This window comes from Mesorhizobium sp. CA16, from assembly GCF_020165175.1.
Taxonomy (GTDB): domain Bacteria; phylum Pseudomonadota; class Alphaproteobacteria; order Rhizobiales; family Rhizobiaceae; genus Mesorhizobium.
Map to the genome: position 1 here is coordinate 20470 of NZ_JAIUHP010000015.1, position 22754 is coordinate 43223.

Annotated in this window: 18 protein-coding genes; 4 read left to right on the plus strand and 14 right to left on the minus strand. The window is 65.5% G+C overall.

Features of this window, described 5'->3' with window-relative positions; all coding sequences use genetic code 11:
* The first annotated feature begins 11 nt into the window (after positions 1–11).
* On the plus strand, positions 12–431 hold the full coding sequence (locus LB525_RS20335) for a VOC family protein (RefSeq protein ID WP_224546281.1): 420 nt from the start codon (positions 12–14) through the stop codon (positions 429–431).
* Positions 432–467: 36 nt separating this feature from the next.
* Here LB525_RS20335 and LB525_RS20340 read toward each other — a convergent pair whose 3' ends face one another.
* The 14 genes from LB525_RS20340 to LB525_RS20405 form a co-directional block, all read right to left on the minus strand.
* A complete protein-coding gene (locus LB525_RS20340; protein WP_224546283.1) occupies positions 468–1232 on the minus strand; it encodes a TSUP family transporter in 765 nt (254 codons plus the stop codon).
* A 54-nt stretch (positions 1233–1286) separates the two neighbouring features.
* Positions 1287–1568: a cupin domain-containing protein gene (locus LB525_RS20345; protein WP_140546375.1), complete on the minus strand. Its 282-nt coding sequence runs from the start codon at positions 1566–1568 to the stop codon at positions 1287–1289.
* 131 nt (positions 1569–1699) lie between these two features.
* Positions 1700–2023 carry a thioredoxin gene (gene trxA / locus LB525_RS20350; RefSeq protein WP_095767992.1) on the minus strand — a complete coding sequence of 108 codons (324 nt, stop codon included), beginning with the start codon at positions 2021–2023 and terminating at the stop codon, positions 1700–1702.
* A 74-nt stretch (positions 2024–2097) separates the two neighbouring features.
* Entirely contained in the window at positions 2098–5610 is a 3513-nt protein-coding gene (addA, locus tag LB525_RS20355) for a double-strand break repair helicase AddA (RefSeq protein WP_224546285.1), read from the minus strand.
* Positions 5607–8726 carry a double-strand break repair protein AddB gene (addB, locus tag LB525_RS20360; protein WP_224546288.1) on the minus strand — a complete coding sequence of 1040 codons (3120 nt, stop codon included), beginning with the start codon at positions 8724–8726 and terminating at the stop codon, positions 5607–5609. Before addB ends, addA begins: the two co-directional genes overlap by 4 nt.
* Positions 8723–9445, minus strand: coding sequence for a nucleotidyltransferase family protein (locus tag LB525_RS20365; RefSeq protein ID WP_224546290.1), 723 nt, complete (start codon positions 9443–9445; stop codon positions 8723–8725). The genes addB and LB525_RS20365 overlap by 4 nt, the downstream gene beginning before the upstream one ends.
* Positions 9442–10953, minus strand: coding sequence for a tRNA (adenosine(37)-N6)-threonylcarbamoyltransferase complex ATPase subunit type 1 TsaE (tsaE, locus tag LB525_RS20370; protein WP_224546305.1), 1512 nt, complete (start codon positions 10951–10953; stop codon positions 9442–9444). The genes LB525_RS20365 and tsaE overlap by 4 nt, the downstream gene beginning before the upstream one ends.
* Before the next feature lie 10 nt (positions 10954–10963).
* Positions 10964–13543 carry a sensor histidine kinase gene (locus LB525_RS20375; RefSeq protein ID WP_224546307.1) on the minus strand — a complete coding sequence of 860 codons (2580 nt, stop codon included), beginning with the start codon at positions 13541–13543 and terminating at the stop codon, positions 10964–10966.
* Between the two features lie 189 nt (positions 13544–13732).
* A complete protein-coding gene (ahcY, locus tag LB525_RS20380; RefSeq protein ID WP_095767996.1) occupies positions 13733–15133 on the minus strand; it encodes an adenosylhomocysteinase in 1401 nt (466 codons plus the stop codon).
* Positions 15134–15423: 290 nt separating this feature from the next.
* Complete coding sequence (locus LB525_RS20385) at positions 15424–15720, minus strand: HPr family phosphocarrier protein (protein WP_095767997.1); 297 nt, start codon at positions 15718–15720, stop codon at positions 15424–15426.
* Entirely contained in the window at positions 15717–16118 is a 402-nt protein-coding gene (locus LB525_RS20390; RefSeq protein WP_027166957.1) for a PTS sugar transporter subunit IIA, read from the minus strand. Before LB525_RS20390 ends, LB525_RS20385 begins: the two co-directional genes overlap by 4 nt.
* 164 nt (positions 16119–16282) lie before the next feature.
* Positions 16283–16744: an HPr kinase/phosphorylase gene (locus LB525_RS20395; protein ID WP_224546319.1), complete on the minus strand. Its 462-nt coding sequence runs from the start codon at positions 16742–16744 to the stop codon at positions 16283–16285.
* A 13-nt stretch (positions 16745–16757) separates the two neighbouring features.
* On the minus strand, positions 16758–18542 hold the full coding sequence (locus LB525_RS20400; protein ID WP_095767999.1) for a sensor histidine kinase: 1785 nt from the start codon (positions 18540–18542) through the stop codon (positions 16758–16760).
* A gap of 127 nt (positions 18543–18669) precedes the next feature.
* Entirely contained in the window at positions 18670–19371 is a 702-nt protein-coding gene (locus tag LB525_RS20405; protein WP_006201274.1) for a response regulator transcription factor, read from the minus strand.
* Positions 19372–19712: 341 nt separating this feature from the next.
* Between LB525_RS20405 and LB525_RS20410 the strand changes: the two genes are divergently transcribed.
* From LB525_RS20410 to LB525_RS20420, 3 genes are all read left to right on the plus strand, one after another.
* Entirely contained in the window at positions 19713–21323 is a 1611-nt protein-coding gene (locus tag LB525_RS20410; protein WP_224525986.1) for a phosphoenolpyruvate carboxykinase, read from the plus strand.
* Between the two features lie 82 nt (positions 21324–21405).
* Positions 21406–21843, plus strand: a complete 438-nt coding sequence (arfB, locus tag LB525_RS20415; protein WP_224525984.1) for an alternative ribosome rescue aminoacyl-tRNA hydrolase ArfB — start codon at positions 21406–21408, stop codon at positions 21841–21843.
* Positions 21844–22031: 188 nt separating this feature from the next.
* Positions 22032–22649, plus strand: a complete 618-nt coding sequence (locus tag LB525_RS20420) for an alpha-ketoglutarate-dependent dioxygenase AlkB family protein (protein WP_224525981.1) — start codon at positions 22032–22034, stop codon at positions 22647–22649.
* Positions 22650–22754 lie beyond the last annotated feature (105 nt).

Consider the following 22754-nt stretch of genomic DNA (forward strand, 5'->3'; position numbering starts at 1 on the left):
AGGAACCGGCCATGATCAAGGTGAAGCAGCTCGCTCATGTCTGCATCTTCGCGCACGACCTGGAGGCGACCCGTTGCTTCTATCGTGACGTGCTCGGCATGGACACGCGGTTCAATTTCCTGCGCGACGGCAAGATCTTCGGCTTCTACCTCGACTGCGGCGGCCGCAGCCATGTCGAGGTGTTCGAGAAACGTGAATCCAGCTACAGCGAGGCGAACCAGATCAACCACCTCTGCCTTGAGGTGGAAGACATCGATGCGGCGATCCTTCATATCCGGTCGAAAGGCATCGCTGTCACGCCAAAGAAGCTCGCCTGCGACGACACATACCAGGCCTGGATCACCGACCCCAACGGCGTGAAGATCGAGCTGTTCGAATACACCGCCAAAAGCGCGCAATTCACCGGCGGCGACCGTGTCGCCGACTGGTAAATTGGAGCGACACGTCGCCCGCATGAGCAGTTGAAGTTAGACGGCAAGGTGCATCGCGGCAGGCAGCGCCAGCGAGAGCCCTGACAGGAAAAGCAGAACAAAGACGATCTTTCGCATTGTCCCTTGCGACAATGACGGTGGCCAGCGGCGTGCCGAATAGGTCATCAGCATTACGGCCGGTATGGCGACGACGAGCGCGACAGGCGACATGGTCGGCAGGTTGCCGCTTGCCGTCACCAGGATAAGCCGCACCACCTGCGCGGCGCCGAAAGCGGCGACCAGCGTTTCGCGGACACGTTTGTGCGGCATTGGCTGGCGAAAGAGATGATAAACGAGCGGTGGGCCGCCAGTCGCAAACAGCCCACTCATCAGGCCCGAAACGACACCGAAGCCGACGAAACTCGCGTCCGATGATCGTTTTGCCAAGCCGGCAGGCCTGATGGCCAGTTGCAGGCTGGACATCATGATGACCAGACCGAGTCCGATTTTCAGCAGGTCGGCCCGCGTGTCCGCCAGCCATTCCAACAGGGCATACCCCAAGAGCAGCGAAGGGAGGCTTGCGACCAGGATAAGCCGCAGCTCCCGGCGCGCAATCTCGCGCCAGCCGCCCTGGATCAGCATCTGCGTGGCATTGACCAAGGTCAGCATGCCGACCATCGCGGCTGCGTCGGGCAGCGGCAGCAAGCCGACAAGCGCAATCGCGCCCATCATCACCAGGCCGAAGGCGAAGCCCGTCAGGGTCTGGACATAAGCGGCCACCGCCGCAAAACCGGCAAAGGCGAGGACAGGCGTTAGACCCACGACATCCCGCACGAGGCCGGAAAGGAAACGTGCAAGCCGGCAATCACGGCCGGCCTACTTCAGCTCGATTTCGATGAAGGCGTATTCGCCGTCATTGGCATTGATGACGTCGTGCTCGACGCCTTCCCGGCGGAAATAGGGCGCGCCTTGCTTCATCTCGGCGAAGGATTCGCCGTCCTTGGTCACCAGCTTCACCTTGCCGTCCATCAGCGGCACGACGACATAGTCGTGGCCATGGCGGTGCCAGCCGGTGTTGGCGCCCGGCGCGAAGCGGTATTCGGTGACGATGACGCGCTCATTGTCGACGTGAACTATGGCCTTGGCGGTTCCGGTCATGGAGCTCTCCCTTTCCTGCGAACAGAGAACACGGAGTGCCCGCAGGCGAGAGCCAGAGCGCGACGAGCCATGACGCCAAAGAAAAGCCCGGCGCGATGGCCGGGCTTGGATCTTGAAAACTTCAGATTGGCTCAGGCGAGGCTGCCGTTGATCCAGTGCGACAGGGCGGTCTTCGGCGCGGCGCCCACTTTCATGTCGGCCACTTCGCCGCCCTTGAAAATCATCAGCGTCGGGATCGAGCGCACGCCGTACTGCGCGGCAAGCTCCGGGTTCTCGTCGATGTTGAGCTTGGCCACCTTGATCTTCGCGCCGAGTTCGTTGGCGATGTCTTCCAGCGCCGGAGCGATCATCTTGCACGGGCCGCACCATTCCGCCCAGAAATCCACCACGACCGGCTCCTTGGCGTTGAGCACATCGGCCTGGAAATTGCCCTTGTCGACCTTGACGGTGGCCATGCTGAAATCCTTTCGAAAATTCGGGTTGCACCAAATGTGGTGGTTGTGGCGGCGATGTTCAAGCAGTTCTTGTGTCACGCTGCCGTGAGTCGGGCAAGGGCGTCATCCATGGCGGGGGCGGGCAGCTCGATCAGTCGCGGCGCCTCGGTGAACAGCAGCGCCGCCGTCACCTCGCGGCCCGGATAGAGCGGCTGGAGCAGAGCGCGGTAGAGCGCAAGCTGCAGCACATAGGCCGGCGGCACCTCCGCCAGGTCTTTGGGGGCCGGCCGGTTGGTCTTGTAGTCGATGATCGACACCTTTTCGGGCGCGACCGCCAGCCGGTCGATCTTGCCGGAGATCGAGCGCAGCCTGCCCTTCACCTCGAGGCTGCCCATGACGGCGACCTCCGCTCGGGAGAATGGCGAGAACAGCGCGCCGAAGCGGGTGTCGGACAGGATGGAGAGCACGGCGTCCAGCGCCCTGTCGCGCTCGCCATCCGGCCAATCCGCGCCGGCGCGCGCCAGGTAGCGCTCGGCGGCGCCCCGCCTTTCCTCCTCCGCGATGCCGGGCAGCATCTGCAGCAATTTGTGCAGGGCAAGGCCGCGCATGATCGCAAAGCCGGGTTCGGCGGCGGCGTCGAGCACCGGCGAGCGCGTGTCGGGGACGGCTTCTTTCGCCTCGTCGATCAACGCCGAAGCGCCGGAAGGCGAAAGCGGCCGCGGCAGCTCCTCATAGGGCGGGAGCGGCCGGAACAGGTTTTCAGGCAGCGGCGCTACGTGCTCGAACGGCCCTGCCTCGTCGACGCTGGTCAGCGCCACCGGCGGCAATTTCGTCATGTGGAACCGGTGCACGGCCACCTCGGCAGTCGCCGGATGCCGCCGCTCCGAACTCTCCGGCGCACCGAGCAACGCCCGGCTGACGATCGAATGCCAGGTGCCGGTGCTGGGCTGCCGCTTGCCGTGATAGCCGCAGACGACCAGCCGGTCCTCGGCACGCGTCATGCCGACATAGAGCAGCCGCCGGTATTCGTCGTCGGCCAGTTCGCGCGCCCGGACCGAGGCCGCCTTCGAGACGCCATTGGCGACATCGCTGGCCGAGCGCCACAGATAGCCCTTGCCTTTCCATTGCGCGCCCGAGCTCTCGAACGGCATCAGCCGCGGCAGATGCTGGTCGCTGAACGGCGCCGAGCCGCCATCGACCAGGAAGACCACCGGCGCTTCGAGACCCTTGGCGGCATGCACGGTCATGACGCGGACCTCGTCACGCGTCTGATCCATCTCGCGTTTGATCTCGGGACCGGCATTTTCCAGCGTCGACAGGAAAGATTCCAGCCCCGGCAGTCCAGCCCGCTCCTCGGCCAGGCAAAAACTCAGGAATTCGTCGAGGATGTCGCCAGCCTCCGGCCCGAGCCGCGCCGTCATCCTGCGCCGCAGCCCGTCGCGTGCCAGTGCCGCGGCGTAGAATTCGAACACCGGCTTGAAGGCCACTTCGGTTGCCCAGCCGTCGAGCCGGCTAACGACAGCGGCGAGGGAAACATCCTCGGCCGCATGTTGCCTGAGCGAGGCGATCAGCGACTGGCCCTTCGGCCTTTGGCCGGCAAGCGTCAGCAATGTCTCCTCGGAGACCTCGAAGATCGGGCTGCGCAGCACCGCGGCCAGGGACAGGTCGTCCTCCGGCTGGATCAGGAAATGTCCGAGCGCGATCAGGTCCTGCACGGCGATATGGCCGGGCAGGCTCAGCCTGTCGGCGCCGGCGACCGGGATCTGCCGGTTCTTGAGGCTGCGCGACAGCGCATGGACGAAGCGGTCGCGTTTGCGCACCAGGACGAGGATGTCGCCGGCGGTCAGTTTCCTTCCCTTGCCCTCGATGATCTCGCCGTTGCGCAGCCAGGTCTGGATGGTGGTGGCCACATGCTCGGCGACGCGCACCGCGGGCGCGCTGGCGTGGTTGACCGGCAAGGTCCAGTCGTCGGGCTCCTCGACCATCTCGGCGCCGACCGAGGGCCACACCTCGACATAGCCCGGCGCGTCATTGCGGATCGCCTTATGACTCAGAGGGTCTGGATCGTGGCTGATGCCGCGCCTGACACCGGGTTCGGCGAAGACGCGGTCAACCGCAGCCAGCACGTCGTCGCTCGACCGGAACGACCAGGTGAGCTTGAGATTGGCGAAGGCGGCCTCCGCGTCGCGCACGCGGCCGGCAAACAACAGCCGGCTTTCGGCAAAGGAATCCGGCGCCGCGCCCTGGAAGGAGTAGATCGACTGCTTCTCGTCGCCGACGGCAAAGACAGTTCGGCGCACCGCTTCGCGCTGGCCAAGCCCGGCAAAGAACTCTTCCGTCAGCTTCTTCACCACTTCCCACTGGTCCGGGCTGGTGTCCTGCGCCTCGTCGAGCAGGATGTGGTCGATGCCCTGGTCGAGCTTGAACTGCACCCATGGTCCGGCATCCGGTCGCGACAAGAGACTGACCGTGCGGGTGATGAGATCGTTGAAGTCGAGGAAACCCCGCCCGCGCTTCAACTGCTCGTAGCGCGCGATCAGCCAGCCGACGACGGTCAGTGCTGCCGCTGTCCCTTCCAGCATGCGGAACAGCGCCAGCCGGTCGGTTACGTCGAGGATTGCCTTCGCCACCACGAAATAGCGGTCCGGCAGGTCGGGCAGGCGGTCGATCAGCGCCTTCCTGAAGATTTTGGGCGGATCGTAGGGGTCGCCGTCCGCACGCAGGAATGCTTTGGCGAGCAGGCGCAGCCGCCGGATCGGATCGGCCTCGGCAAAGGCGCTCTGCGCATAGGGCAGCACATTGTTCAACACTTGCTTGGCGTCGGCTGCCTCGGCGGCACGGGCAAATTCAGCGAGCTGGCCAGGCGAAAAGCCAGGCAGCGGCCACAGCGAAGCAGCGATGTCCTCGGCCGTCTGTCCAGGCCTGAAGCCGAATTCGGCGAACAGCGGCCGGAAGTCCCGATCCTCGTCGAACTTGGCGATGAAACCGCGCAGTTCATCGCGCTTGCCGACGATCTCGGCAAGCAGCGTATCGAGCCCGAACTCGCCGCCGCGTTCCAGCACGGTGGCAAAGGCTTCCGCCAGCCCTTCGACGCCGGCGCCTGCGCCGGAGATCATGTCGCGGCGGGCATCGGCGAACAGCGAGGCCTCCATCTGCGGATCGAGCATCTCGAAATGCGCCGGGATATTGGCTTCGAGCGGGAACTGGTGCAGCACGGATTCGCAGAAAGCGTGGATGGTCTGGATCTTCAGCCCGCCCGGCGTCTCGAGCGCCTCGGCGAACAGCCGGCGCGCGCGCCGCATCATGTCGCGGTCGGCGCCGCGGCCGTCCAGCGCCGCGATCCTGATCGCCAGTTCCGCATCGGGCAGCGCTGTCCATTCCGACAGGGTCGAGAACACGCGGTTCGACATGTTGGCGGCGGCAGCCCGCGTGTAGGTGAGGCACAGGATCTTCGACGGGTCGGTGCCGTTGAGCAGGAGCCTGATGACGCGCTGCGCCAAGACATGCGTCTTGCCCGAACCGGCATTGGCCGACACCCAGGCGGAGTAGGCGGGATCAGAGGCGCGCGCCTGGCTGGCGGCGGTATCGGAGGGGATCGGATATTTCATCCCTCCGCCTCGTCCTCGCTGGCGCCGCCGGCCGACCATTCGAGCACCCGCGCCAGATGATCGTAGTCGCCGTCGGCCTCGCCCTCGCGGAAGGGCAGCGCGCGCGACAGATAGCCGGTGGTCGGGTCGGCATAATGGAAGAGCAGCCGTTCCAGCCGCGCCCAGGCCTCCTCGGAAAGGTCGTTGGCGGTGCGGAACTTGCGATTGTAGTCGAGGATCGATTCCTCGAATACCTCGCCATTCGGCTTCAGCCGCACGAAGGCGAGCTGCGAGGGTTCGCGGATGCCGAGTTCCTTGAAGGCGCCGCGCCTGAGCAACGCGCCCTCCAGCGCGAGCTGCGGCGACAGCAGCGTGTGCGCCTGCGCTTTCGAGGGCGAGGACCCTGTCTTGTAGTCGAGAATGTCGGCCATGCCGCCGGCAAGCAGGTCGATGCGATCGGCATAGCCGGAGAGCGTCACCCCGGTGCGGCCGACCACCGTCTTCTCGGCGCGCTCCTCGGCATAGCGCCTTGCGACCGCATCGGCGCGGCCATGCTCCCATTCGATGATGTTTTCGGCGAGCTTTTCGAAACGCGGCCACCAGATAGCCTCGATATCCGGCGGAAGCTTTGCGTCGGCAAAGCAGGTACGGCCCGCTTCAATGAGGCTGGCCAGCGCGTTCGGCGCCCTCGGATCCTCGACCCGCCGCGAGAACAAATGCAGGATCTCGTGGAACAAAGTGCCGCGTTCGGCCGCGCCCGGATCGCGGATCAACGGCTCCAGCGGCACCAGGCCGAGGATGCGCCGCGCATAGACCGCGTAGGGGTCGCGGCGCAGCGTCTCGATCTCGGTGACCGAGAAATGCTGCGGACGCAGGCTGAGCGGCGGCTTCGGCTGCGGGCGCGAGGCAAAATCCTTCTTCTCGCCGGCATCGAGCGCGCGCGCCCAGGCAAGCAGCGCGTCGCCGCGGCCGCGAAGTGCTGCCGCCGGCTCCTTGCCGAGGAAGGTCAGGATGCGCTGCAGCCAGCGCGACGGCACCGCCGGCGCGTCGCCGGAGCGGGCCGAACGCGTCAGCACGACCTCTTTTGTGCCCATCGCCATCTGGAAGTCATGCGCGGCAAGGCCGATGCGCCGCTCCGGCGGCTCGAGGTCGATGCCGGTCTTCATCAGCCGCGACATGAAGCGGTCGCTCTCGGGCTTGCGCGGCCAAACCCCTTCATTGAGCCCGCCGATGACCAGCATGTCGACATGCTGCAGCCGAGCCTCCAGCGCGCCCCAGATGGCGATGTTGCGATCGGTGCCTTGCGCCGGCTTGACCGTCTCCGGCGCGATCAGCGCCTCCATCACGTCGGGCCACTCCAAAGCGGCGAAGGTGAAGGGCGACGATGCCGCCACCAGCCCGCGAAGCAGCTCGGCGAGTTTCTCGCCCGCATCGCCGGCATAGAGCTCCGCCAGGTCGCCGTCGACGGCGCGGCCCAGATCCTCCAGCGCGACAACGCTTGCGCGCGTCAGCGTCGCAATATCGGCGCCTTTCTCGTCGCGCATCGCGGTGAGCGGCAACAGCGACTTGGTAAGGCGGCTAAGCATATCTTGGGCCTGCTCGATGCCGCGCACGGTCAAGCGCGAGAACCAGAAAGGCTGCCTTGTGTCGCCGCTCAGTTCCGCCAGCCGTGTCTCGAACAGCGCGCCGAGCGACGCGACATCAGGCCGGCCCGTGCCGCCGCGCAGCGCCACCAGCTCGACGAGCTCGGCAGCCTTGCGCATGGCCTGGCGTTCGAGACCGAGCGCGAGCAGCGGATGCTTGAGCAAGGCAAGCAGGCCGACGGGATCGCCGGGCCGGAAGGCGGCGCTCAGCGCGAGCCTGAGCAGGCTGGCGGCCGGTGTATTGATTAAAGGCGCGCCGCCGGAATCGTCGGCGACGACGCCGAAACGCAAAAGCTCGGCCGAAACCCGCCGGGCGAGCGCTCGGTCACCGGTGACGAGCGCCGCGCGCTTGCGCGGGACCTCCACGGCGCGCTTCAGCGCGATGGCGATTGCCGCCGCCTCGTCGCGTTCGTTCGCCGCTTCCACCAGCGTCACGCCGGCCAGCGCATGTTCGATGTCGAGTGCCGTGAAGCGCGACCGCGTCTCGGTCCAGTATTCGGTGGTTTCGGCCGGCCGCAGCGCCTCGCCTACCAGGGCCGCGCGCAACGCGAGCGGCGATGGCGCCGCAACAAGGTCCTCGACGTCGCGGCGCGGAATGCCGATGCCGCCGATCAGCTTGGCGAGGCCGTATTGGGGGTGGCCGAGCGTTGCCGGGCGCGCGCCAGGCGCCGTGATCGCCGCGAAGGATGCGTCGTCGAGCTCGCGGTCGAGCCCGGGCAGCACGACGGCGCCATTGGACAGGCCGGCGATCACGCCAAGCAGTTCCGCAGTGGCGGGGATGGAGCCGGTCGAACCGGCGGCAATCACCGGTCCGGCCGGCGGAGTGCGCTTCAGCCGCGCCGCCTCCAGCCGGATCAGCGCGCTGCGATGCGCGGCTGGATTGGAGCGGTCGCGCTCCTTGAGCAGTTCCGGCCAGTTGTCGGTGACGATGCCGAGGAAATCGAGCGTCACTTGCCACCAGCCGGCGAGATTGCCGGTGACCAGCGTCGCGAGCTTCGCCCAATCCGTGCCCTCGGTCTCGATCTCATCCATCAGCCGGGCAAGGTCGCGCGCCAGCCAGATGGCGTCGGCGGCCGAGGTCGGCACGACGAATTCCTCGTTGAACCGCTCTCTCACATGCGCCGGCAGGCTTTCCTTCCAGGCGCGCACCAGCGGCGCCAGCAACAGCAGCCGCTCCTGCGCGGCGATCGGCGGCGCCAGATCTATCGCCGGCGCGGCTTCGGCGTCGAAGGCCGCCTCGTCCTCGTCGAATTCGCCGAGCGGCCGCACCGTTGGCAGGATGGCGGAGCGTTTCCCTAAAACATCGACGAAGGCGCCGCGCAGCGCACGCGCCGCGCGCCGCGTCGGCACATAAATGGTGGCGTCGGCAAGCGCCAGCGGGTCGCCGTCGAAGCGGAAGCCGGGGATCAGGCGCCCGTCGAGCAACGCCCCCGCCAGCGTCGGCAGGAACGGCGCTCCGGGCGGAATGGAAAAGACGCGGCGCGTGCCGCTCATACCGCCTTCGCTAGGGCACCGGCCACGGCTGCCTCGGCCGCCGAAATGGCGTCCGGAGTGCCGACGGTGATCCAGCGTCCGTTCATCTTCATGCCGAACAGGCGCCCTGTGGCGATCGCCTTGTCGAAATAGACATTGAGCGAATGCGAGCCCATGGGCGCATCCTTGAAGATGCGCGGATGGATGATGGCGGCGCCGGCATAGATCAGGCCCGCCGGATCGCCTTTCGAGCGCCGTAGAGCTCCATCAGGGGCAACAAGGAAATCGGTGCCGACGCAATGCCCGGTCGCTGAGTCGAGATCGGTAAGCATCAGCAGAATATCCATTCTCGCGGCGTCCCATGCAAGGGCAAGACGCTCTAGGCTGGGCTGGCCGCTGTCGATCCAGAAGGTATCGGCATTGATGATGTAGAAGGGCTCGCCACCCAGAAGCGGCAGCGCCTTGACGATGCCGCCAGCCGATTCCAGCAGCGCCTCGCGCTCGTCGGAGATGACGATCTTCGGTGCGCGCCTAGAGGCAACATGCGCGACGATCTGCTCGGGCAGATAGTGCACGTTGACGACGGCCTTGGCGACGCCGGCGGCTTCCAGGCTGTCCAGCCCCCAATCGAGCAAGGTCTTGCCGGCGACCTTCACCAGCGGCTTCGGCATCGTGTCGGTGATCGGCCGCATGCGCTTGCCGAGTCCGGCCGCCAGCACCATCGCAGTCGTCGGCTTCATGGGACCCGTTCCTCAAGCAGGCCGTGGGCCATGTAGAAATCCTTCAGGCCGGCAAGCGCCGGATGCGTCAGCGCCCGCCTCAGATAATCGCGGATGCGCGGCAGGTGTTTCAGATAGTAAGGCTTGCCGTCGCGCTTTTCGAGCCGCACGAAGATGCCGAGGATCTTCGAATTGCGCTGCGCGGCCATGATCGCATAGGCCTCGGCGAAGCCGGCCTCGTCGAAAGCGCCGGCGGCGCGCCGCGCCGCGACATAAGCCGCGACGGTGCGCCGCTCGATCTCGGGCGAGACGGTGACGCGCGCATCCATGGCCAAGGAAGCGACGTCATAAGCGGCAGGCCCGACCAGCGCGTCCTGCACATCGACGATGCCCAGCCGGTCGAGGCCGGCGCGCTCGGCCCGCCAGATGATGTTGGGCGAATGGAAGTCGCGCAGCATCAGCGTGTATTCGCTGCCTGCCAGGTGATCGAGAAGTGCGTTCCATACCTTGTGGTAGCCTTCCCGCAACGCGTCGTTTGCCGGTTCGCTGGTAATCCAGGGGACATACCAGTCGACCAGAAGGTCGGCCTCGATCAGCATGGCTTCCCGGTCGAAAGGCGGCACGTCGTAAAATACGCCGGGCGCCGCTTCCAAGCGCGTAGGCCAGGCCTTGCCATGCATCATGGCCAGCAATTCGGCCGCCGCCTCATAGCGTTTGGCGATAGGCTGGCCGTCGCGACCGAGGAAACCTTCCGAGCCGAGATGCTCGATGAGCAGAAAGCCTTGGTCGAGATCCTGGGCATGGATCGCCGGCACGCTGACGCCGGCCCCAAGCAGCGCCCGGTCGATGGCGACGAAGGCGGCGACGGATTGCGCCGTGTGGGCGATCACCGCATAGGGCTTGCCGTCGCGAACCGGCGGCCCGAGCACCAGGCGCGGCGAGTTCATCAGCACGCGCGGCGCTTGGCCGGGCAGCGAGACGATCTCATAGGAGCGGGCGGAGGCGTCGCCGACGAAATGACGGCGGCTGGCTTCGCCCCATCCGGCAGAGGCCAGGAAATCGCGCATCGCGAGCGATCGCGCCACGCGATCATAGATCGGTCCCTGCCCGGAAAGCCGCGCCACGCGGCCTTCGCCCTGCTCGGCAAGATCGACCCACAGCGCCGTTTCCGGCAAGCGGTCTGCGGCCCGTTCCGGCCATTCGATGAGCGCCGCGCCTTGGCTTAGCGCGTCGTCGAGGCCGAGCTCGTCGAGCTCGTCCGGCGCGGACAGCCGATAGAGGTCGAAATGGTGCACCGGAACGCGCGTCTCGTAGCTCTGCACCAAGGTGAAGGTCGGGCTCGGCACTTCGAGATTGGCGTCGTCGGCGAGCGCCCGGATCAGCGCGCGGGCCAACGTCGACTTGCCGGCGCCGAGATCGCCTTTCAGCGCGATCGCGTCGCCCGCGCGCAACGCCATGGCGAGGTCCTCGCCAAGCCTTGCCGTGGCCGCCTCGTCGGCGAGAAAACGTTCCAACACTGGTCCAGCCATATAGTCCGCGCTACTCGGCCGCGTCGCGGATGCCCGCCGGCGTATCGGGGATTCCGGAAGGCTTGTCCGGGACGGTGCAGATTACCGTGGTGCCCCTGTCCTGGCCGGTCTCGATGCGCACGGTTCCACCATGCAGTTCGACGAAGCTCTTGACGATCGAGAGCCCCAGCCCGGCGCCGCGCCTCCGCCCGCCATTGGCGCGCGGCTCGAAGCGGCGGAAGACCGATTCCAGCACGTCCGGCGGCATGCCAGGACCGTCGTCATGCACGGAGAACTCGACCCCGTCGGTGAGACGCCGGCAGGTGAGCCGGATCGTGCTTGCCTCCGGTGCGTAATTGGCCGCGTTGCTGAGCAGGTTGTAGAGGATCTGGCGGATGCGAGTCTCGTCGCCATGGAAGCTCGCCGGCGCCTCCGCCGCATCGATCTCGAGCTTGATCCGGTGCTCGTCCAGCCGGTCGGCGACCAGCTCGGCGGCCGCGGCGATCGTCCGGTCGATGTTCATTTCGGAGATGTCGAGCTGCATGATGCCGGCATCGACGGTCGCCAGGTCGAGTATATCGTTGACGATGGTGAGCAGCACCGATGACGACGAGCCGACATGCTCGACATATTCGCGCTGCTTGGGCGTCAGCGGCCCGGTCGCGGGCAGCGACAGAAGCTCGGTGAAGCCGATAATGTTGGTCAGCGGCGAGCGCAGCTCATAGGAAACGTGCTGCACGAATTCGTTCTTCAGCTGGTCGGATTTCTCCAGCGCCTCGTTCCTGTCCTTCAGCGCCCGCTCGACATTGACGGTGTCGGTGACGTCGACGAAGGTGATCATCACCTGGCCGTTGGGCAGGTGGATCACCGCGTAGCTCAGCACCGTCCCGTCGACGAGCTCGATCTGGCCGCGACGGTCGCGGCGCTCGTCGTCGAAGCCGGTGACTGCGGCGACGAAGCCGCCCCAAGGGCTGTTCGCGGCGCGCTGGTCGCACAGGTCGCGGATCGCCGAAACATGGACGTTCGGCTTGACCGCTTCCATCGTCAGCCCCCACAGCGCGACGAAGGCCGGGTTGGACAGGCGCAGCCGCCCGTCCGGACCGAACACGACCACGCCTTCGGCGAGATTGTCCAGCGTCTCGCCCTGCACCCGCACGGCGGTCTGGTAGCGGCTTTCGAGGTCCATCTTTTCGGTCAGGTTCTCGAACACCCAGGTGACGCCGCCCTTCGGCTGCGGGTTCGCCACGACGCGGATCGTCTTGCCGTCCGGCAGGTGCCACCAGTGTTCCTGCGATTCGACGGCGCGATAGGCGCTGAGCAGGTTTTCCTTCCAGCGCCGCCATTCCGGTTGCTCGGCGATCCTGCCTTCGCTGCGCAGCCTGTCGAGCAGCAGCGTGTTGGAGGGAGCGCTGAGCAGGAAGCCCGAGTCGAGACCCCACAGCTTCTGGAAGGCCTGGTTGAAGAAGCGCAGCTTTTCCTCGGTGTCGAAGATCGCCACGGCGGTGTTCAACTGGTCGAGCGTGTCGGCATGGCTGCGCACGGTCCGCTCGTATTCGGCGCGGATCGTCTCGGCCGCGCTGGTGTCGCAGGCGAGCCCCGCCGAACCGTCGGCGCCGGCGAAGTCGGTGACCGCGAACATGCGGCGATCGCCTTCGATCACGGTGGATAGCGTCTGTTCGAAGACCGGGTGCGACTTATGCTGCTCGGCGATTTGATCGCGCGCCTGGCCGCCAAGGAATTCCGTCGCGTCGCGCACGGCCGCGGCGGCGCTTCCTGCTTCCACGGCCTCGGCGTAGGCGCGGTTGACCCATTGCAATCGCCCGTCCGCGCCGCGCAGCCATGCCGGCATCTTCAACGCGTCGAGCAGGCCGATCAAGGTGTCGTAGTCGGCGCTGAGCCGCTGGTTCTCGATCTTCAGCCTGGCCTGGTTGCGCAACGTCTCCGACAGCGAGACGAAACGCACCAGCACATGCGCCGCGCTCTTGCGGCCATGCACCTCCAGCGGCACGCCGGCCTGCGTTTCGATGACCAGATCGAAGGTCTTCGCCTGTTCGCGCAAGCCGGCAACCGCGTGCTCCAGCGCCGCCGCCGAGCGCGGCATCAGCCAACGGCCGAAAGCGAGGAAGGCGGACCTGTCGTCAGGCGCGCCGCTTTCCAGCGGCAGGCTGCCGATGAGCTCGGGTTTCTTGTTGTCCGTTGTCCACACGATCAGGCGCTGGTCGCGCAGATTGAGCAGCGCCTCGGAACGCTGCAGCGCAGCGTTGACGTCCGCGATGCGGGCCCTGAGCTGCAGGTTCTGCGAGGCGGTGCGTGCGCGCTCGCGGATAAGGAAGATGGCCGAAACCAGCGCCGCGCCCATGACGCCCACGAACATGGCAAGCTGCATGACCTCAAGCGTGCTGACCGGCGCCGCGGCCTTTGCCGGAATGCCCGTCTCGGCGTGGGCCGCAAAGGCGAGGAGCGGGCCGGCAAGCATCGAGCTCGCAAGCAGCGAGGCCAGCCGCGAGCCGGCACGAAAATCGCCGCGGCTCACACCGGGGCCGGCATCATTCGAATCCTCATGGCCGCCGGAAACGGCCTTTCCCGCGCGTGGCGGGTAATCCCCCGGCATGTCTTGGTCCTCTTCGCCGCTTGAATGCAAGACCGCCCTGATGCGTCCCCGGCCCAACATGTCCCCGGACCGCGAATCACAACAATAACGCTTGCTGGAATCGGCGTGAAGAATCATTGGCGCAAAAAATAAAGCCGGATGGAAAGTCAACCATCCGGCTTCAATATATGGTAGATAATTTCGCTTTGGTTAATAGCGGTAGTGTTCAGGCTTGTACGGACCCTGCGGCGTCACGCCGATATAGGCGGCCTGTTCGCCGGACAGCTCCGTCAGCTTGGCGCCGAGCTTGTCGAGATGCAGCCGCGCCACCTTCTCGTCGAGGTGCTTGGGCAGCACATAGACCTGGTTCTCGTACTGGCCGTGCTTGCTGAAAAGCTCGATCTGCGCCAGCACCTGGTTCGTGAACGAGGCCGACATGACAAAGCTCGGATGACCGGTGGCGTTGCCGAGGTTGAGCAGGCGGCCCTCGGACAGAAGGATCATACGCTTGCCGTCCGGGAAGGTGATCAAATCCACCTGCGGCTTGATGTTGGTCCATTTCAGGTTGCGCAGCGCCGCCACCTGGATCTCGTTGTCGAAGTGGCCGATATTGCCGACGATCACCATGTCCTTCATCGACCGCATATGGTCGAGCGTGACGACGTCCTTGTTGCCGGTGGTGGTGATGACGATGTCGGCAGTCGGGGCGGCGTCTTCCAGCGTCACCACCTCATAGCCGTCCATCGCCGCCTGCAGCGCGCAGATCGGGTCGACCTCGGTGACTTTCACACGCGCGCCGGCGCCGCGCAGCGAGGCCGACGAGCCCTTGCCGACGTCGCCATAGCCGCAGACCACCGCGACCTTGCCGGCCATCATGGTATCGGTGCCGCGGCGGATGCCGTCGACCAGCGATTCCTTGCAGCCGTATTTGTTGTCGAATTTCGACTTGGTGACGGAATCGTTGACGTTGATCGCCGGGAAGGGCAGCAGGCCCTTCTTCTGCAGCTGGTAAAGACGGTTGACACCGGTGGTGGTCTCCTCGGTGACGCCGCGGATCGCTTCCCGCTGCTTGGTGAAGAAGCCTGGCGAAGCCTTCAGGCGCTTCTTGATCTGGGCGAACAGGATCTCTTCCTCCTCGCTGCCGGGATTGGACAGCACGTCCTCGCCGGCCTCGGCGCGCGCGCCGAGCAGGATGTACATGGTGGCGTCGCCGCCATCATCCAGGATCATGTTGGAGGTACCGCCATCGGTCCACTGGAAGATCCGGTCGGTGTAGTCCCAATAGTCTTCCAGCGACTCGCCCTTGATGGCGAAGACCGGAATGCCAGCCTCGGCTATGGCCGCGGCCGCGTGGTCCTGGGTCGAGAAGATGTTGCAGGAGGCCCAGCGGATGTCGGCGCCCAGCGCCTTCAGCGTCTCGATCAGCACCGCCGTCTGGATGGTCATGTGCAGCGAGCCGGTGATGCGCGCGCCCTTCAGCGGCTTCTTGGCGCCGAACTCCTCGCGGCAGGCCATCAGGCCCGGCATTTCGGTTTCGGCGATCTCGATCTCCTTGCGGCCCCAGCCGGCAAGCGAGATGTCGGCGACCACATAGTCCTTGCTACCCGTCATGGCAGTGCTCCGGTGTGATTTTTTCTCAAGGCGCGCCGACGCCGGGAGGCGCATGGGAGGGCGCGGTTGCCGGCCTGACTAGCAGATCGGCCGCCATACGACAATGGGACATAAAGAAATCTTTATTCGTGCATGTCTTCTGCGAAGCGAGATGTTCCGTGAAATCGGCGCAAACGCCGGGGATTGGTTGAAGCCGCCGCAACGACGCGAGGGCGTTTCGGCCAATCGCCAAGGCATGCCGCCTGCCAACGCAAACAGAGCCGACCGGCAAAAATCCCTGTGCTGAGGAACTAGATTTCCTCGCCGAAACGCGAGGCGATCAGCTGCTCCAACGCGTCCATGGCCGGCACGGCTTCCGGGCCGCTGGCGATGACGCGGATCGAATAGCCTGGGCTCGCCGCCAGCATCATCAGCCCCATGATCGAGGTGCCGCCGACCTTTACGCCGTCCTTCTCGACATGGATGGTGGCGTCGAAGCCGCTGGCGACCTGGACGAACTTGGCCGAAGCGCGCGCATGCAGGCCGCGCTGATTGATGATCGGGAACTCCCGCACCACCTCATCCGTCCGCGGCGCCGATGCGTTCATTTGCTGCTCAGGAGCTGGCTGGCGACGTTGATGTATTTACGGCCGGCCGCTTGCGCTTCGTCGAGCGCGGCGGCCATGTTGTCGCCCTTGCGGATCGAGGAGAGCTTGATCAGCATCGGCAGGTTCATGCCGGCGATGACCTCCGTGCGGCCGGATTCCATCACCGAGATGGCGAGGTTGGAAGGCGTGCCGCCGAACATGTCGGTGAGCACGATGACGCCTGCGCCGGTGTCGACGCGCGCGACCGCGTCGACGATGTCGGCCCGGCGCTGCTCCATGTCGTCGTCGGCGCCGATCGCCACGGTTTCGAAATTGTCTTGCGGCCCGACGACATGCTCTACGGCATGTCGGAACTCGGTAGCGAGTTGACCGTGCGTCACGAGCACGAGTCCGATCATTCTCTGGTGGCTCCCGTCATCGCCGCTTCACAGGCGTATCTTATGTTCGCCAGCCATTCCAGGCGGCGGGAGCGCTATCTTGTCGACGCACGGCCGGTTGACAAGCCCAAAATTGCGGCGGCCCGGGCCATTTTGACGCATCGCAGCAAAAAACCCGGGCCGGATCATGAAAAAGGCTGGATCGACAGCCGCGCCATCAGCATGGGCAACGCGGCGGTGACATTTCGCCGGGCGACATCGACGCGGGGCAGCCGGCATCCGCCGATCGTCTCCGTGGTCTCGTCCTGCAGACGCGCCATGTCCGCCGGTTCGACAAGCCGCGCCACAAGGTCGATCACGGCGGCCGGTTCGAAAGCCAGCGGCCGCGGTCCGATGCCGTGCACCTCGGCGAGGCCGGCGATGCTCGCCGGCGCGCGGCACACCAGCCGGCCGCTGTGCGCGGCCGCAAACAACTGGTCGTCGCCGACCAGCCGGGCAAAAACGCCCTGCGCGCGGCAATGATCGACAAGCGCCAGCGCCAGCGTCGTCTTGCCGGCGCCGGACGGCCCGGTGATCAGCACGCCGCGCTCGCCGACCAGTATGGCCGTCCCATGAATGTTGCGGGGCTTTGCGGCGGCGCTTGGCATGTCGGTTCGGCGATCAGCCTTCCGCCGGCAGCGTCACCACGAAACGCGCGCCCTTGATCTCGCCGGGCTTGGTGCCTGGGATGTTCTCGGCCGTCAGCGTGCCGCCATGTGCCTCGACGATCTGGCGGCTGATCGACAGCCCGAGGCCGGAGTTCTGGCCGAACGCCTCGCCGGCCGGCCGGTCGGTATAGAAGCGCTCGAAGATGCGGTCGATCTTCTCGGCCCGGATACCCGGGCCGTTGTCGTCGACGGTGATAATGTTGAACTTGCCCGCGCGCGCCAGCGAGATCGCGATGTGGCCATGCTCGTCCGGCACGAAGGAACGCGCGTTCTCGATCAGGTTGGTGATGACCTGACCGATCCTGAGGTCATGGCCGACAACGAAATAGCCTTTGGCGCCGGCCGGCAGCTTGGCGACCTTGAGGTCGATCTCGACAGCCTTCTTGTTGCGCGTCGTCTCGCGCGAGACGGCGATGAGATCGGTGATGAACTTCTTCAGGTCGACGGTCGCGGCATCGTCGCGCGCCAGCTCGGCATCGAGGCGGGACGCATCCGAGATATCGGTGATCAAGCGGTCGAGCCGCCTCACGTCGTGCTGGATGATCTCCATCAGGCGCGCGCGAGAAGCATCGTTTTTCGCCAAAGGCAGTGTTTCCACGGCGCTGCGCAGCGACGTCAGCGGGTTCTTCAACTCATGCGACACGTCGGCGGCGAAACTTTCGATCGCCTCGATTCTCGCGTACAGCGCATTCGTCATATCGCGCACGGCAATGGACAAATTGCCGATCTCGTCCTGACGATCGGAAAAGTCGGGGATTTCCTCGCGGCTCTTGACGCCGCGCCGCACCCTGACGGCGGCGGCTGAAAGCCGGCGCAGCGGATTGGCGATGGTGGAGGCGAGCAGCATCGACAGGATCGCGGTGACGAGCGCCGCCACCCCGAACACGCGCAGGATCGCCTTGCGCTCGGCCGCGACGATCTTGTCGATGTCGCCGCCTTCGGTGGACAGCATCAAGACGCCGAGCACGGCGCGGAAGCGCTGGATCGGCACCGCGACGGAGACGATCTGTTCGCCCTGCTCGCTCACCCGCACGATGGTCGAAGGGCTGCCGGTCAGTGCCTTGACCACTTCGGGAAAGGCCGCGCCGTTGCCGCCGGGCTGCTCGTGGTAGACCGGCAGGTCCTTGTTGCGGAAGAAGTCGAAGATGAACTTCTCCACTCGCTCCACGACGCCCGGCTGCTCCTCGTCGACGGGCGGCAGGTCGTAGCGCAGGATCTGGCCGCGCGAATAAAGATGCCGCGAATCGAGCAGCAGGTTGGCGTCGCGGTCATAGATGCGGGCGCGGGTGCGCGTCGGCGAGATCAAGCGTCGCAGCACCGGCGCGACGCGCTCGGGATTGATCGGGAAATCGAGGTTGTCGAGCTGGTCCGACCCCGGCCCCAGGCTTTCGCCCGCCTGCAGCTCCAGCAGCTTTTCCGGATCGATGCTGATCGAATCGGTCTCGACGGTCGCCGAAGCCGCGATGGCGCCGGCGATGATCTCGCCCTGCGTCATCAGGCTTTCGACGCGCGCGTCGATCAGCCCGTCGCGAAAGGTGTTCAGGTAAAGGATGCCGGTGACGAGCACGGCGAGGCCGGCCAGGTTGAGGAACAGGATGCGCCGCGTCAGGCTGGAGAAGATGTGATGGCCGAGAAACCGGCGCATCGGCACCGTGATTTTCGAAACGAAGGCGGGCACGATCCGCGGCGGACGCCTTGCCGCGCCCGCCCGTCTGCCTCGCTCTACTTCCACTGCCATCGAATAGCAGGCCCTGTTTAGTTAGTGAGTAGTGAATAGGCAGTAGGGAAGTGGTTGGCTGACTTCGGCTATGGGTGGCCGCCCGCATCATTCAAAACTGACTACTGACTCTTCCCTACTGCCTATCTCAAGCTTCGCGGAACCGGTACCCGACTCCGTAAAGGGTTTCGATCATCTCAAAGTCGTCGTCGACGGCCTTGAACTTCTTGCGCAGCCGCTTGATGTGGCTGTCGATGGTGCGGTCGTCGACATAGACCTGTTCATCATAGGCTGAATCCATCAGCGCATCACGGCTTTTTACCACACCGGGGCGCTGCGCCAGCGAATGCAGGATGAGGAATTCGGTCACCGTCAGCGTCACCGGCTCGCCCTTCCAGGTGCAGGTGTGCCGCTCCTGGTCCATCACCAGCTGGCCGCGTTCGAGCGAGCGGGCCTGCTGGCTGGGCGCCTTGGCCGCCGCCTCGCGGGCGCTGGTGCGGCGCAGCACTGCGCGCACGCGCTCGACAAGCAGGCGCTGCGAGAACGGTTTGCGGATGAAGTCGTCGGCGCCCATCTTGAGGCCGAACAACTCGTCGATCTCGTCGTCCTTCGACGTCAGGAAGATGACCGGGAGATCCGACTTCTGGCGCATGCGGCGCAACAGCTCCATGCCGTCCATGCGCGGCATCTTGATGTCGAGGATGGCGAGGTTCGGCGGCCGTGCCGCCAGGCCTTCCAGCGCCGACGCGCCATCGGTGTAGGTTTCGACCCGATAGCCTTCGGATTCGAGCGCGATCGACACCGAGGTCAGAATGTTGCGGTCGTCGTCGACAAGCGCGATTGTTGCCATTTCAAGCGGCTCCCTCATGAGCTGTCCCTTCTGTCGTCGAGAAGGGGCTTTTGCAGGACAAATTGGGTACAAAATGTGGCACGGGCCTTGTCCGAAGTCACGGGCGGCCTGCCGTCACACGCCATCGCACCCATAGTGGGATTGGACGAACCGAGCCTGCCAATCCTTTGGGCAACCTCTACGGTTTTTTGCACATATAAACGATTTAAACAACTTTCAAATTTTTTAAATCGATTAATGATTTGATATCATTCGGCTTTTCTGGTTCTGAACCTGACGGCCCCAGCGCGGGCTCCGGGAAGTAACCCGTCAGATGCGGCCAAATCCAGAGAGGAAATTTGATGTCGGAAGCCGGCAAACGCAACCCCGACTGCGCCATCGACGCGATCGGCCTGAAGACAATGAGCATGGTACGCTATAATTTTGGCGCGGCCGAACTCTACGAGGAAGCGATCCGGCGCGGCGAGGCGAGGTTGACCGCGCAGGGCGCGCTGGTCGCCGAGACCGGCCAGCACACCGGGCGTTCGCCGAAGGATAAATTCGTCGTGCGCGACGAGGCGACCGGCGGCCAGGTCTGGTGGGACAACAACAAGGCGATCTCGCCGGGTGAGTTCGAAGCGCTGCTGGCGGATTTCAAGGCACATGCAGCCGGCAAGGACCTCTACGTGCAGGACCTCGTCGGCGGCGCCGACGCCAATCTGAAGCTGCCGACCCGGGTCATCACCGAATTCGCCTGGCACTCGCTGTTCATCCGCAATCTTTTGATCCGTCCCGAAGCCGCGGAGATCGAGCGTTTCGTGCCGCAGCTTACGATCATCGACCTGCCCTCCTTCCGCGCCGATCCGGCCCGTCACGGCACCCGCACCGAAACGGTGATCGCGGTCGACCTCACCCGCAAGATCGTTCTGATCGGCGGCACCTCCTATGCCGGCGAGATGAAGAAGTCGGTTTTCACCATGCTGAACTATCTGCTGCCGGCAAGGGGCGTGATGCCGATGCACTGTTCCGCCAATGAAGGTGCGGACGGCGACGCAGCCGTCTTCTTCGGCCTGTCCGGCACCGGCAAGACGACGCTGTCGGCCGACCCGTCGCGCACGCTGATCGGCGACGACGAGCATGGCTGGGGCCCGCACGGCATCTTCAATTTCGAGGGCGGCTGCTACGCCAAGACGATCAGGCTGTCGGCGGAGGCCGAACCGGAGATCTTCGCCACCACGCAGCGCTTCGGCACGGTGCTGGAGAATGTGGTGCTCGACGCCGGCCGCGTTCCGGATTTCAACGATGGCAGCCTGACCGAGAACACGCGCTGCGCCTATCCGCTGGATTTCATCCCCAATGCCTCGAAGACCGGCCGCGCCGGGCATCCGAAGAACATCATCATGCTGACCGCAGACGCCTTCGGCGTCATGCCGCCGATCGCCAGGCTGACGCCGGCGCAGGCGATGTACCACTTCCTGTCGGGCTATACCGCCAAGGTTGCCGGCACGGAAAAGGGCGTCACCGAGCCGGAGGCGACGTTCTCGACCTGCTTCGGCGCCCCGTTCATGCCGCGCCATCCATCCGAATACGGCAATCTGCTGCGCGAGCTGATCGCCGGCCATGGCGTCGACTGCTGGCTGGTCAACACCGGCTGGACCGGCGGCGCCTACGGCACCGGCCGCCGCATGCCGATCAAGGTGACGCGCGCGTTGCTGGGCGCCGCGCTCGACGGTTCGCTGAAGTCGGCCGAGTTCCGCACCGACGCCAATTTCGGCTTTGAGGTGCCGGTGGCGGTCCCGGGTGTCGACGGCGCCATTCTCGACCCCCGCTCGACCTGGGCGGACAAGGCCGGTTACGACCGCCAGGCCGCGAAGCTGGTCAACATGTTCGCCGTCAATTTCGAGAAGTTCGAACGCCATGTCGACGCGACCATCCTCGGCGCGGCGCCGCGGATGCAGGAAGCGGCTGAATAGCAGTCACTGCCAATGTCTTCCTCCAGGGCCTGGCTCGCGCCGGGCCTTTTCTTTTTGCCGCCGTCGCGTCATGAGTGCGTGCATGGCAAGCGACGACGATATCATCATCTCCGGCGAAGCGGTCATCCATCCTGGCGACCTGCATGAGGACTTCATCCGCTCGTCCGGTCCGGGCGGCCAGAACGTCAACAAGGTGGCCACCGCCGTGCAGCTGCGCTTCGACGCGGCGAACGCGTCCGGCCTGTCCGAGCGCGTGCGCGAGCGCGCCATCAAGCTGGCCGGCCAGCGCGCCACCAAGGACGGCGTCATCGTCATCGAGGCAGGCCGCTTTCGCACCCAGGAGCAGAACCGCGCCGACGCGCGGGCGCGGCTGACTGCATTGATCGCCAAGGCGGCCGAGCCGCCGCCTCCGCCGCGCAAGAAGACCAGGCCGTCCAAAGGCGCCGTGGAGCGCCGCCTGAAAAGCAAGGCAGGCCGGTCGACGGTGAAGAAGCTGCGCGGTCGGGTGGAAAGCGACTGATCCGGCCAAAGCCGCTGGTTTCGGGTCGCCGCCTTCTTTGAAGGATGGCATGGCTTGGAGCATGATGCCGACCAGTGTGAAGCGGTTTTCGGGACATCATGCCCTATCTCTCTGATTTAGAGACGGATTCAGATTTCATGTCGAACAGACCCGAAACCATCCGGCTCTAGGGAGCAACGGATCGATCCATGCTCGTTCTGCCCAAAGGCGTCCGCCATATGCCGGGCTACCTCGCGCGCCCGGCCCAGGAAGCGCTGGTCGAGGAGATCAGGCGCGTCGTGCACGCCGCACCCCTCTACGTGCCGGCCATGCCGCGCACCGGCAAGGAGATGAGCGTGCGCATGACCAATTGCGGCGCGCTTGGCTGGGTGACCGACAAGGAGCGCGGCTATCGTTATCAGCCGACGCATCCGGTGACCGGCGAGCCGTGGCCGGCGATCCCGGAAGCCCTGCTGGAATTATGGCGCGAGGTTTCGGCCTATCCGCATCCGCCCGAGGCGTGCCTGGTCAACTTCTATTCGGCGGATGCCAAAATGGGCCTGCATCAGGACCGCGACGAACAGGATTTCGCCGCGCCCGTGGTGTCGGTCTCGCTGGGCGACGACTGCCTGTTCCGGGTCGGCCAGGACAGGCGCGATGGCGGCACCAAGTCGTTCAGGCTGAAGAGCGGCGACGTCGTCGTGCTTGGCGGCGAAGGCCGCCTCGCCTTCCACGGTGTCGACCGCATCTATCCGGCGACGTCGGCGCTGCTGAAGAACGGCGGCCGCATCAATCTGACGCTGCGGCGGGTGACGGTGCCTGGCTGAGCATATTGGGGCAAGACGATCTTAAGGACACCTGGGCTACAATCGCGGTTGCTATAACCGAGATCGCCATGCAACCGGATTGGATTAGGACCAGGAGCCTTTTGG